An 11,756-nucleotide genomic window follows, 5' to 3' on the forward strand; every position below is an offset into this window, starting at 1 on the left:
GATATGGCTGGGATTGCCGACTACGGCGCTTTTGTGCTCGCCATCATCGTGTTCTTGGCTATTCCGGGGCCGGGCAATTTGGCCTTGATTACTGCCACGGGCAAAGGCGGTGTCCGTGCTGGGTTGGCCACCACGCTGGGCGTGATGGCAGCCGACCAAGTGCTGATGTGGTTGGCAGTGGCTGGGGTGGCTGCACTGTTGGCCACCTACCCCACCGCTTTTCAGGCGGTGCAGTGGCTGGGGGCGGCTTATTTGGCATGGCTGGGCTGGAAAATGCTCACCGCCCCACCGGGCGCACCCCCGGTGCTGGTGATGCAACCACGCCATTACTTTCGCCAAGGGGCGCTGATCACGTTGCTCAACCCCAAAGCCATTGTGTTTTATATGGCCTTCTTCCCATTGTTTGTGGACCCAACCCACCATCAGGGCGTGCTCACCTTTGGCATCATGGCACTCACGATTGCGCTGCTCACGCTGGCCTATGCGTTGATTGTGGTACTGCTCACCCACCATTTGGCCGCTCGGCTGCGGGCTAATCCGCTGATTGGCCGTGTGCTGGAAAAAACCGCTGGGATGCTGCTCATCGGTTTTGGTTTCAAACTCGCTTTCTCAAGGTAAACCGCCATGTCCCATATTTTTTGTGTTGCCAACCAAAAGGGTGGCGTGGGCAAGACCACCACCACCGTCAATTTGGCTGCGGGCTTGGCCCGGCAGGGCCAACGGGTGTTGTTGGTCGATTTAGACCCTCAAGGCAATGCCACGATGGGTTCGGGGGTGGACAAGCGTGAACTGCCACTGTCGGTGTATGACGTGTTGATGGGCGAGGCCAGCGTGGCCGAGGCCGCCGTGGTTGCCCCGGCCTGTGGCTACCAAGTGCTAGGAGCCAACCGTGAATTGGCCGGTGCCGAGATCGAACTGGTCTCATTACCTCAGCGCGACCGGCGCCTCAAGGCTGCACTGGCACAGGCCGCCGCCGATTACGATTTTGTGCTGGTGGATTGCCCCCCCTCGCTGTCTATCCTGACGCTCAATGGCCTGTGCGCAGCCCACGGTGTGGTGGTACCCATGCAGTGCGAATACTTTGCCCTAGAGGGCGTGACCGACCTGCTGCACACCATTACCCAAGTGCGGGCCAACCTCAACCCCGATTTGCAAATCATTGGCTTGCTGCGCGTGATGTTCGACCCACGCACCACCTTGCAACAGCAGGTCAGCGAGCAATTGCAGGCCCATTTTGGCGACAAGGTGTTCCAGACGGTGATTCCGCGCAATGTGCGCTTGGCCGAGGCCCCCAGCCACGGCCTGCCCGGTGTGGTGTTTGATCCAGCGGCCAAAGGCAGTCAAGCCTTTGTTGATTTTGCCCGCGAAATGATGGCTCGGGTGGGCGTGGTTGTTCCAGCTAAGGGTAAGGCCCGCAAACCGATGGCCAAAAAAGCGGCGGCCTCTGTAGCCCGTCCCGGACGCTGATATATGCTCGTTACCCGAATCAAACTCAAGAACTGGCGCAACTTTCAGGCCGTTGACGTGCCCTTGCGTGAAATATCGTACTTGCTGGGGCCAAACGCATCAGGTAAATCTAATTTACTGGACGCACTGCGTTTTTTACGTGATGTGAGTAAAGCCAAAGGGGGGGGCTTGCAAACGGCGGTGGCAGAGCGTGGTGGGATCACCAAACTGCGCTGTCTACACGCCCGACGCGACCCAGAAGTCCGGATTGAAATCACGCTGGCTACCTCCGCTGATGCAGAGGTGGCATGGCGGTATGTTCTGGGTTTTAAACCCGAGGGTAGAGGCGCGCAACGCATCTTGATCTCTGATGAGCAGGTTTGGCAAGGCAGCACTTGCCTGTTTACTCGGCCAGACCAAGAGGATAAGGCCGACCCCATGCTGCTGACCCAAACCCGTTTGGAGCAAATCGCGGCCAATGGCAAGTTCCGTGAGCTTTCTGAGTTTTTCGGTACTATCACCTACCTGCATCTGGTACCGCAGCTGCTCAAGTTTGCTGAAAAAATCGGTGGGCAACGTTTGGAAGAGGATCCTTTTGGTCAAGGTTTTTTGGAGCGTATCGCCAAAACACCTGAAAAGACCAGAACCAATCGCCTCGGAAAAATCAGTCAGGCCCTGAAGCTGGCCGTGCCCCAATTTAAAGAATTACGTTTTTCCAAAGATGACTTGGGGCACCCGCATCTAGAGGCACTCTATGCGCACCATCGCCCCAAGGCAGGCTGGCAATCGGAGGAGCATTTCTCTGATGGCACTTTGCGCTTGCTGGGGTTGCTGTGGGCTTTGTTGGACGGTTCGTCACTGCTTTTGCTGGAGGAGCCAGAAATTTCCCTCAACGATGCCATCGTCAAAGAAATCCCTTTGATCCTGCAACGCTTGCAACGCGACAAAAAAGTAAAGCGACAAATCATCCTCAGTACCCACAGCGAAGCCTTACTCAGCAACCCTGGGATTGATGGACGCGGGGTGGTGTTGCTGGAATCAGGCCCGCAAGGAAGCACAGCACGTGCCTTGTTGGCAGATGAAGCGCAGATGTTGGAAGCTGGCTTGTCTGTGGCCGAAGTAGTCTTGCCCAAAACGCGCCCGGCACAGGTTAATCAACTGGGCTTGTGGCAATGACGCAGATAGCACTGGCCACTGAGGATATGTTGAGCGAAGCCGTAGGGCTGCAATTGCTTAGAGAAATCAACCTGTCCCCGCCAGATATTCAGTGTTTGCGCAAAGATGGTTTTGGCTATTTGCAATCGAAGATGTCCAACTGGAAAGCCTTAGCAAAAATCAAGCCGGTTTTGTTGATTACAGATCTGGATCAGGTGGCCTGCCCCAGTGAGATGTGTGAGGCTTGGCTGGGCACCACCCCCACACCGTCGGATCTCTTGCTGCGCATTGCTGTGCGTGAAGTGGAGTCTTGGGTGTTAGCAGACCACGACGCTATGCGCCAACTGATGGGCCCCAAAGGCAAGTTACCTATCCATCCGGATGAGTTGCCAGATCCCAAAAGTCATTTGCTGCAACTGGCTAAGCAGGCCAGTAGAGAGGTTCGGCAAGATTTGGTCAAAGAAAAAGGGGCCGTAGCCAGTCAAGGGATTGGTTACAACACACGGCTGGGAAGCATGGTGGCATCTTGTTGGAGCCCCGAACGTGCAGCCTCCCGTTCCCCTAGTCTGGCCCGTACTCGTCTGCGTCTACGCGAGTTGGCTGCGCGCCGTTTTTGGATAGAAGCATCACTGTGAGCATACTCCCCCGCATCCTCACCCTGCCCGGCTGGCAGAACTCCGGCCCCGACCATTGGCAAAGCCGTTGGGAGCACCTGCACGGCTACGAGCGCCTAGAGCAACACGATTGGCAGCGCCCCCTGCGCGGCGACTGGAGCGCCCGATTGCAAGAAGTGGTGGTCGATAGCCCCGGCCCGGTGCTGTTGGTGGCGCACAGCTTGGCTTGTATCTTGGTGGCTTGGTGGGCAGCCCATTCGCCCGATGCCTGCAAGGTACAAGGCGCTTTGTTGGTGGCCCCACCAGACGTGGAGCGCACCGACCTGCGCCAGCCGTTGCCCGGTTGGGCGCCCATCGCCCGCCAGCCTTTGCCCTTCCCTGCCGTGTTGGTCGCCAGCCGCAACGATCCCTATGGCAGCAGCACCCACGCACAGGCATTGGCCGATGCCTGGGGTGCAGGGTATATCGATGTGGGCGAGCGCGGCCACCTCAATGCCGAGTCTGGCTTAGGTGACTGGCCCGAAGGGCTGGCCCTGCTGCACACTCTTATCGCAACGAAAGACAAAGCCTGATGGCAACCAAAAAACCTAAGGGCTTGGGGCGCGGCCTCGAAGCTTTGCTTGGCCCTACCGCTCCTAGCCACCCCGCCTTGAGCAGCACGGCGGAACAAACCCCATCCACATTGCCCCTGACGGAGCTGATACCTGGGCAGTACCAGCCGCGCACGCGCATGGATGAGGGCGCACTGTACGAACTGGCTGAAAGCATACGCGCACAAGGCATCATGCAGCCCATTTTGGTGCGCCGCTTGGGTACTGGCCCGCACGCCGGGTGCCATGAAATCATTGCCGGGGAGCGCCGCTTCCGTGCGGCCAAACTGGCTGGGCTCGACACGGTACCTGTGCTGGTGCGCGATGTGCCCGATGAGGCTGCCGCGGCGATGGCGTTGATCGAAAACATCCAACGCGAAGACCTCAACCCGCTGGAAGAAGCCCAAGGTCTGCAACGCTTAGTGCGCGAGTTTGGCCTCACGCATGAGCAAGCTGCACAGGCTGTGGGCCGTTCGCGCAGCACGGCCAGCAATTTGCTGCGCCTGTTGCAATTGGCCGTGCCAGTGCAAACCATGCTGATGGCGGGTGATTTGGACATGGGCCACGCCCGTGCCTTATTGGCGCTGGACAAAGCCACACAAATCACGGCAGCACAACAAATTGCCGCCAAAAAGCTTTCGGTGCGTGAGGCGGAAGCCTTGGGTAAAAAGCTGGCGGCAAGTGCTGGCAAGACCAGCCCAACAGCCAACATCCGCACCAAACCACGCGATCTGCTGCGCCTAGAAGAAGAACTGTCCGACCTGTTGATGGCTGCCGTAGAAGTGCGTGTCAAAAAGCGTGTACGCCGTGCGGGGCAGTTAGACGATGTGGGAGAGCTGGTAATCCAGTTTGGCTCCACCGAAGCCCTCAATGGCCTGATTGACCGACTGCGCACGGCCTGACCATGTTTCACGTGGAACATTGCCACAGCCACCGGGCCTGCCCATGATTCGTTTACCTTGGCCCTTGCCTGCGGTGCTGGCGTGGTCTTCGGGCTGGCTGTTGTTGCTGTTGCTGCAACGGCTATTGCCGCCGCTGTGGGCACTGGTGCTGGCTACCGTGTGGTGTACGCTGGTCAGCCTGCTGGGCGATAGCTTTTGGCGCAGAGCATTGATTGTGCTGGGCTTTCCGCTCTCACTGGTGCTGACGGGCATGGCGAGTGTGCCGCAATGGGTGTGGCTGCTGCCGTTGGGTTTGTTGTTGGCGGTGTACCCGCTACACGCTTGGCGTGACGCACCACTGTTTCCAACGCCCGCCGATGCCCTCAACGGCTTGCCCGACCATGCTTGGCTGGAGCCGGGCGCGCATGTATTAGACGCTGGTTGTGGCTTGGGCGATGGCCTGCTGGCCCTGCGCCAAGCCTACCCCTTGGCCCACTGGCATGGCTTGGAGTGGAGCCGTCCGCTGCGCTGGCTGTGTGCCCGCCGTTGCCCTTGGGCCGAGGTGCGTCGGGGAGACATTTGGCAAGAGTCTTGGGGGCCGTATGCCTTGGTCTATTTGTTCCAGCGCCCCGAGAGCATGGCGCGTGCTTGGGCCAAAGCCAATGCCGATATGACCCCAGGGGCGTGGTTGGTCAGTTTGGAGTTTACCGTGCCCGACGTGACCCCATTCACCCACTACACCTTAGATGGTGAACGCACTGTGTGGATCTATCAAATTGGGCACATGCCCGCTGATCAGTAGTCTTGTGGGCAGGTGGGGCGCTGTGGCATCAAGCAGCACAGCGCCAACGTCTGCACACAGCCCGGTTGGGAGCGTTGCTTGAGCATGGCAGCACAGATGGTGCAGTATCCTGCATTAACTTTCTTGCAGAGTTATTTTGGTGGTTAACTTATAGCCATAATTACGCACAGCCTTGATGGGGTTGGCAATGCTCAGGCCATCAGATATTTTGGTTCGCAAACGACTGATAATGACAGGCAGATTGTCCCGTGACAAATGTGTTTTGTGTTGCGAGTCAAGGTGATGCAGGAGTATTTCTGTATCTATACATTGTTTGGGAGCCAAGGCCAGTTCGTATAGTAAATTGGCTTCAGTGAGCGTTAAACCAATCGGGGTTTCCATCGAAAATCCGAGTGTTAATTTTGACATATTGAGCTGTAGATTGTTGTGTGTCCACTGCTTAATGCGTCGAGTTAAATTGATCACTACCGCCTCTAATTCGCCAATATTTGTTGGTTTGGTGAGGTAAACATCGGCACCACTTTGGTAGCCTGCAATTTTATCCATGGGAAGCACACGGGCTGTTAATAATACAATTCCTATATCAGGAATGCCAATGCGTAATCTTTGGGCAATGCTCAAGCCATCTTCGCCAGGTAGATTTAAATCAACAATAACGATATTGGCTGGATGTTGATGTAATGCTATATCAAGATTCTCACCGCAATCAACTCCGCGCACATTCCATTCGGGGCGAGTTAAAAATGCAACCAACTCGTCGCGTACGATGTCATGGTCTTCTACTACAATAATATGTACTTTTGAGTCTATTGGCATGGCAGGCGCAGTTCAAATACTACCTTGTCTTCTTGTGCTCGGTAGCTGGCATCACCGCCATAAAGTCGAGCAATACTTTTAACTAAAAACAAACCTAATCCAGAGCCTGTTCGTTGGTGTGCTGCTTGTGCCCGGTAATACTTGGTAAACACCCGGTCTGGATCGGGCCAGCCCACTTTACCCACACTATTGTATATAGCAATCAAAAATTGTGATACAGGGTGGGGTTGTTCTCGTAATTTTACTTGAATGATAGAGTCTGCAGGGGAATAAGCAAGGGCATTATCAATCAGGTTCATGACCATGATTTTCAGTAGGTCTATCTCCACCTGTGCAGATAGATTTTCTGGCAATTCAATCTGAATTCGATGACATAGTCGATGCTCTTGAACCCATTGTGATAAGAGTATCACCACATCGTGTGGGGTTTTCTGAGGCAGCCAATCGCCCTGATCCAGTCTGTCTGCATGGCGGCAACGCTCTAACACAGCATTCATGCCATCCACAGATTCATAAATGTTATTGATGCGAATCAGTTGATCTTTCGGTTGCATGACACGACCACTCATCAATGTTTGTGTGGCAAGACGAATAGAGGCCAATGGATTTTTCAATTCATGCAACAACATGCTCATGAAGCTTGCACTTTCCGCACGGCGCTGTTGCTCCCATAATAATTGCGCTTGTGTTTGCTCAATTTCTTCATGCAATTGAATTTGATTACGCAATTCTAAATAGTCCCGTCTGGTGAGTGTTAAGTATTGCATGATTGAAGCAAATAAATTGAGTGCGATCACTGGATACAAATGCAGCTGGCTCATGGGAGCCCATCCCATGACGGGTAACATCACATATAACAGATAAAGCAGCAAGAAGCTGTAGTTAAAACGAATTAAATAACGAATTATTTTATCTTGAACTTTTATTTTGTAGCTGGCTATAAAGCTTAGTGCTATTAAAAGTAGCACCATTGTTGAGTTCAACTCCATCGCTTGCTGCACGCTATCATTGGCTATTTGCCAAAATAAGAATGGCGTTATAAAAGATAGGCAACCAATGAATATATTATTGATGCGTGGCCCTTGAAATACTGTAAAAAACCTATATGAATAAATAGAGCTGATGAGAAAATGCGAAACTAAAACAATCGATGTACTTTTGTTTGCCAGAGAGGGGTTGTCTGGCAAAGCAAATTTTGCATGAAACCCCATAAACGCAGCGGCCATGACAAGCGTTGTTATTTGAAAGATTCCGTTCAATCCCCATAAATGATCTTTGGTAATGGAAAATCGCTCTAATGAGAGTAATATAAGCACAAACAGGATGCCAACATAAACGCCGCTGCCCAGCATCAATAAGCTATCAAATTGTTCTGCTTCTGTGGTGGGCTGTACGGTCACAAACAAAGCCGTCGTGCTACTGGTTTGGAGGCGCACATATATTGTTGTAGGTTTGTCAGCAGAAGGTTCTATAGAAAAACTGAAGTTTAAATCATGTCGTTCGCGTTGATTAAAGGCAAAAGCATCTCCTTGTTGGCGCATCAGCCACTCTCCTGAGGCTTCAGAAGTATTTTTTGTGCGGCTGTATAAGCGTACGTCATCTAAATAAGCAGGGCGCACTACCACTAACAATTGTGCTAAGGCACTGGAATCTACAACGAGGCGTAACCAAGTAACCGATTCGGTGTAGCCTCGCGATAATACGACAGGTGCTGGTTTGAATTCTAGGGTTTGAACATCTTCAATAGTCAATGTTCCGGTGGGATCTACTAAAAAAGATCGTTCAATTACAAAATCTTTTGCAAAAACTGGTATTTGTAATGATATTAAAAATATAAAAATAATATATAATTTATGGCGCATTTTTAATATATTTATATATCTGCGGACGGCCCCTGTCTCCTGCCGTTGCTTTTGGGGGCTCGCCTGTGTGTCTGGCCGGGGCTGTGCAGCGTTGCGCTCGGTGCCGTTACTGGGCCGATAGAACGCCTGGATGCGCTCTTGCTTGTCCCTTCGCCATACCGGCCTTGGTTGGGCACAATCTTTCGATTGTAGCGGCCTGTTTGTAACAAAATGTATATAAAACAATCGCTCTGCCAAATTGAAATGTTGATTCTTTTTTCAAAAGAATCAACAAGTTACGAGTAAATTCGGCATCGTTGAGTGAGAACGGTTGCTTTTTCACTGCAATAAAAAGCAATGTTTTTCAAGGGTGTTTGTGTAACTTGCGTGTCTATGAGTTTGACTACCCCATTCCAACCTTACCCCCATACCCGCAAGGTGGCTGGTGTGCTGGCGTTCATCTGCACGGTTGTCTGCATTGGCATGGCTTCCAGCGCAGTCATGGAGCGGGCTACAACCCAGACGGAACAGTTGGTGATGCTGGCTACGGCGGTGGCACTGGTGCTCGGCAGCCACCTGCTCCCTGCATTAAGCCGACGCAATGTGGTGACCAAGGTGCTTTTTGTTGTGTGTATCGTGGCAACGGTCTACAACCAAGCCCATTTTTTTGCCAAGGCAACGTATCGTGCCGGTGAGCATCGGGCCAAGTCGGTCGCTGTGACGGGTCACACATTGGCACTGCAACAGGAACTAGACTCCATCACTGCCCGACCGTTGGCTAAAGTGGCAGCCGACTTAGCCAAGGCTACTGCACAGGACGCGGCCACCCAATCGGCACTGGCCCGTTGCCAAGTCAAAAACCCTGATAAATGCACTACGGCACAGGTATTGGCGGTTGGTACGGCGGCCAAGGTGCAGGCGTTACAAGTGGAAAACACCCAAGCCCATCATGCCGCTGATCTTCGCCGTCAGTTGGCTAACGCTGCGGCTGCGCATGATGCGGCACAGGTGTTGCGTGCGGCAGACCCAGTCGATGTTCAACTCGCTGCAATCACGGGATTGAGCGTAGAACACATAGGCACAATCGCAGCCGTACTGCAAAGTTTGCTCTTGGAATTGTTGGGTGCGGCATTGTGGACGGTGGCGCTGTCTGCTCCAGCAGCGGTGGCAGTCACTGCCCCAGCAGCAGAAAAGAGAGAAAGAAACACGACGTCGGTGAAAATTGCAGTGATCGGCAAAAGTAGCGTTGCTACTTCGTGAAAAACAGGGCGCCTTGCTTTTTTCTGAAAAATCATCCTCTTGGGCACGCATTTCTTTTTTGTAGTTGAGCTGCTACCGATAAATTTTCAGTGTTTTGTCAGCCAAGCAAAAACTGTGGCCCCCAATTTTTATTCGGATCAAATGGCTGGCCGCAGAACACGGGTAAAGGGCGGCAAACCCGCTAGTAAACGTTTGCCGTAGCTGGTTTGCGTCAGGCGCCGGTCGTAACAATAGACATGGGCCTGATCTTCTTCGCTGCGGATGGCCCGCCCAGCCCATTGGGCCAGCCGCATGGCGGTGGCGGGCACCACCAGTTCATTGAACGGGTCACGTTCTACGGTGCGCAACCATTCGGCACGGGCTTGGCCCACGGGGTCATCAGGGGGGGCAAAAGGCAACTTGGGGATAAACACGGATTCACACAAGCGCCCTGGCAAGTCCAGTCCCTCGCCAAAAGATTGCATTCCAAAGATGATTGATGCTTGCCCATCGGCCACCCGTTCGCGGTGGCGTTGCAACAATTGGGGGCGTGGCAGGGTGTTTTGCACCAATACCTGTGCTGCCAAAGTGGGTGGGAGTGCCTCTACCGCTTGGCGCATTTGTTCGCGCGAGGTAAAGAGCACCAAGGCACCATAGGGCACTTGGGCCAGATCCTGCAACAGAGCCGTCACCATTTCGGGGGTAAATTGGTCTGCATTTTTGGGATCAGCGTGGGTGGCCACAGCCACTAGCGTACCTTGGCGCGCATAGTCAAAGGGGCTGGGCACTTCTAGTGCCGTAGCGGCCTCGTCGGCATCCAGACCCGATTCGCGCAGGAAAAAATCAAACTGGCCGCAGCTGGTCAGGGTGGCCGAGGTGAGTATGGCTCCGCGCACCTGCTGCCAGAGCTTGTGGCGTAGTGTGGCACCGGGCAACAGTGGGCTGGCATGGGCTTGCAGGGCAATGTATTCCCCATCCATTGTCAGGGTGAACCATTTGGCATGGGGCACGGCCAGCGTATGGGGCGTGGCTGGGGGCTGTTGTAGCAGCAACTGGGTAGTGTCATGCACCGTTTGCAAGCGGGGCACCAACATGCCAATTTGGGCATAGTGGGTAGATAGGCGTTTGGCCTCGTCGGGATGCTCACGAATCTGTGCGCGCAGTGCCTTGGCAATGATGCTCAAACAATGGATAAAGCCCAGAGCTTGCTGGGCCAGTTGCTGCAGCGGCAACAGTAGCACCTCTGGTAGCACGCCACCGGGTAAGCGCACCCGCATGGGCATCTTGTGCTCGGGCCAGCGTTTGCGCCCCGTTGCGTCAGCGGGGGGGCGTAAGGCATCGCCATACAAATCCATCACTAAACGTGCCACATCTTGCAGGCTTTGGCGCAACTGTGAGGCATAGCCGGGGATATCGGCAATTTCAGCCAACTCCATCAGCGTACCGATGCGCGTGGCCCGCTGCGCCAGACGGTCAATCCAGAGCAGGCGGCTCAAATCCATACTGCAAGCAAACTGCTCTAAGGCTGTGGCAGGCAGGTGGTGTGCTTCGTCCAGCACCAGCAGGCAGTTGTCTAGCTCGGGCAACACCCGTCCGCCCAAGGTGGACAACAACAGATCATGGTTGACCACAATCACCTGCGCGGCCACCAGTTCCTTGCGCTTATCAAAGTAGCTGCACTGGCTAAACATGGGGCAATGCTTACCCGTGCAGGAGCCTGCCTCGGCAGCCACGGGGGCCCACAACTCGGGTGCGGGTGGTGTGTCCAGGGTGTCACGGTCTCCATCCCAAGTCTTGGCAGCCAGGCTTTGCGCCAGACTGGTGTAGTAGCGCAGGCGAGCCTCGGTTTCATGGGCGGGGCGGGTGGCACGGGCCGCCGTTTCTTCTTCGTAAAACAGGTCGTCCTCTTCGGGGAGTGCTGGCCCACCGCCAGCCAACTGTGCCAGTTTGAGCTGGCACACATAGCGTCCACGCCCCTTGGCCAGTGCAAACCGAAACGGCTGTGGCATTTGCGCCATCAGAGCGGGCAGGTCTTTATGGATCAATTGCTCTTGCAGTGCCACAGTGGCCGTGGAGATCAGTACCCGTGTGTTGCGTGCCAGTGCGATGGCAATGGCGGGGGCGCAATAGGCCAGCGATTTGCCCACCCCTGTTCCGGCTTGAATGATGGCAATGGCCCGCACCGGCGCTGCTCCTTCTGGCTCTGGACTGCCCAAGGTTGCTACGCTCAAAGTTTGAGCCACCTGCTCTGCCATGCGCCGCTGGCCGGGCCGGCTGCGCAAGCCCGTCTCTGATTGCACCACCTGATCGAAAGCTTGCAGCGCGGCGTCTGCCCATTCTGTAGAAGACATAAGGCAAGTGTGGCACAGAGG

General features: G+C 54.5%; 11 protein-coding genes. 8 read left to right on the forward strand and 3 right to left on the reverse strand.

What is annotated here, in order from left to right; genetic code table 11:
* Positions 1–3 precede the first annotated feature (3 nt).
* The 7 genes from ACYVB2_RS08740 to ACYVB2_RS08770 are packed head-to-tail and all read left to right on the forward strand — an operon-like array spanning position 4 to position 5,488.
* Positions 4–618 (forward strand): LysE family translocator, encoded by a 615-nt coding sequence (locus tag ACYVB2_RS08740; RefSeq protein ID WP_382431871.1) that lies wholly within the window; start codon positions 4–6, stop codon positions 616–618.
* A gap of 6 nt (positions 619–624) precedes the next feature.
* On the forward strand, positions 625–1,467 hold the full coding sequence (locus ACYVB2_RS08745; RefSeq protein WP_382431869.1) for a ParA family protein: 843 nt from the start codon (positions 625–627) through the stop codon (positions 1,465–1,467).
* A gap of 3 nt (positions 1,468–1,470) precedes the next feature.
* The gene (locus ACYVB2_RS08750) at positions 1,471–2,622 is read left to right on the forward strand and encodes an AAA family ATPase (RefSeq protein ID WP_382431867.1); all 1,152 of its coding nucleotides are present in this window, start codon (positions 1,471–1,473) and stop codon (positions 2,620–2,622) included.
* A complete protein-coding gene (locus ACYVB2_RS08755; protein WP_382431865.1) occupies positions 2,619–3,236 on the forward strand; it encodes a hypothetical protein in 618 nt (205 codons plus the stop codon). Before ACYVB2_RS08750 ends, ACYVB2_RS08755 begins: the two co-directional genes overlap by 4 nt.
* Positions 3,233–3,787 (forward strand): RBBP9/YdeN family alpha/beta hydrolase, encoded by a 555-nt coding sequence (locus ACYVB2_RS08760; RefSeq protein WP_382431863.1) that lies wholly within the window; start codon positions 3,233–3,235, stop codon positions 3,785–3,787. The genes ACYVB2_RS08755 and ACYVB2_RS08760 overlap by 4 nt, the downstream gene beginning before the upstream one ends.
* A complete protein-coding gene (locus ACYVB2_RS08765; RefSeq protein ID WP_382431861.1) occupies positions 3,787–4,707 on the forward strand; it encodes a ParB/RepB/Spo0J family partition protein in 921 nt (306 codons plus the stop codon). The genes ACYVB2_RS08760 and ACYVB2_RS08765 overlap by 1 nt, the downstream gene beginning before the upstream one ends.
* Positions 4,708–4,750: 43 nt before the next feature.
* Positions 4,751–5,488 carry a class I SAM-dependent methyltransferase gene (locus ACYVB2_RS08770; RefSeq protein WP_382431859.1) on the forward strand — a complete coding sequence of 246 codons (738 nt, stop codon included), beginning with the start codon at positions 4,751–4,753 and terminating at the stop codon, positions 5,486–5,488.
* 114 nt (positions 5,489–5,602) lie between these two features.
* Here ACYVB2_RS08770 and ACYVB2_RS08775 read toward each other — a convergent pair whose 3' ends face one another.
* Together ACYVB2_RS08775 and ACYVB2_RS08780 are read right to left on the reverse strand one after the other, a co-directional pair.
* Positions 5,603–6,304: a response regulator transcription factor gene (locus ACYVB2_RS08775; protein WP_382431857.1), complete on the reverse strand. Its 702-nt coding sequence runs from the start codon at positions 6,302–6,304 to the stop codon at positions 5,603–5,605.
* Positions 6,295–8,166 carry a sensor histidine kinase gene (locus ACYVB2_RS08780; RefSeq protein ID WP_382431855.1) on the reverse strand — a complete coding sequence of 624 codons (1,872 nt, stop codon included), beginning with the start codon at positions 8,164–8,166 and terminating at the stop codon, positions 6,295–6,297. The genes ACYVB2_RS08775 and ACYVB2_RS08780 overlap by 10 nt, the downstream gene beginning before the upstream one ends.
* A 372-nt stretch (positions 8,167–8,538) precedes the next feature.
* Between ACYVB2_RS08780 and ACYVB2_RS08785 the strand changes: the two genes are divergently transcribed.
* A complete protein-coding gene (locus ACYVB2_RS08785; RefSeq protein WP_382431853.1) occupies positions 8,539–9,405 on the forward strand; it encodes a hypothetical protein in 867 nt (288 codons plus the stop codon).
* Between the two features lie 137 nt (positions 9,406–9,542).
* Here the strand turns inward: ACYVB2_RS08785 and dinG are convergent, their stop codons facing one another.
* Positions 9,543–11,735 (reverse strand): ATP-dependent DNA helicase DinG, encoded by a 2,193-nt coding sequence (gene dinG / locus ACYVB2_RS08790; protein ID WP_382431851.1) that lies wholly within the window; start codon positions 11,733–11,735, stop codon positions 9,543–9,545.
* Between the last annotated feature and the right edge of the window lie 21 nt (positions 11,736–11,756).

This window comes from Giesbergeria giesbergeri, assembly GCF_054779375.1.

Excerpts from the sequence above, each read along its gene's own strand:
- ACYVB2_RS08775 (WP_382431857.1), bottom strand. The coding sequence starts at position 6,304 with ATGCCAATAGACTCAAAAGTACATATTATTGTAGTAGAAGACCATGAC.
- ACYVB2_RS08770 (WP_382431859.1), top strand. The coding sequence starts at position 4,751 with ATGATTCGTTTACCTTGGCCCTTGCCTGCGGTGCTGGCGTGGTCTTCG.
- ACYVB2_RS08740 (WP_382431871.1), top strand. The coding sequence starts at position 4 with ATGGCTGGGATTGCCGACTACGGCGCTTTTGTGCTCGCCATCATCGTG.
- ACYVB2_RS08765 (WP_382431861.1), top strand. The coding sequence starts at position 3,787 with ATGGCAACCAAAAAACCTAAGGGCTTGGGGCGCGGCCTCGAAGCTTTG.
- dinG (WP_382431851.1), bottom strand. The coding sequence starts at position 11,735 with ATGTCTTCTACAGAATGGGCAGACGCCGCGCTGCAAGCTTTCGATCAG.
- ACYVB2_RS08745 (WP_382431869.1), top strand. The coding sequence starts at position 625 with ATGTCCCATATTTTTTGTGTTGCCAACCAAAAGGGTGGCGTGGGCAAG.
- ACYVB2_RS08785 (WP_382431853.1), top strand. The coding sequence starts at position 8,539 with ATGAGTTTGACTACCCCATTCCAACCTTACCCCCATACCCGCAAGGTG.
- ACYVB2_RS08750 (WP_382431867.1), top strand. The coding sequence starts at position 1,471 with ATGCTCGTTACCCGAATCAAACTCAAGAACTGGCGCAACTTTCAGGCC.
- ACYVB2_RS08755 (WP_382431865.1), top strand. The coding sequence starts at position 2,619 with ATGACGCAGATAGCACTGGCCACTGAGGATATGTTGAGCGAAGCCGTA.
- ACYVB2_RS08780 (WP_382431855.1), bottom strand. The coding sequence starts at position 8,166 with ATGCGCCATAAATTATATATTATTTTTATATTTTTAATATCATTACAA.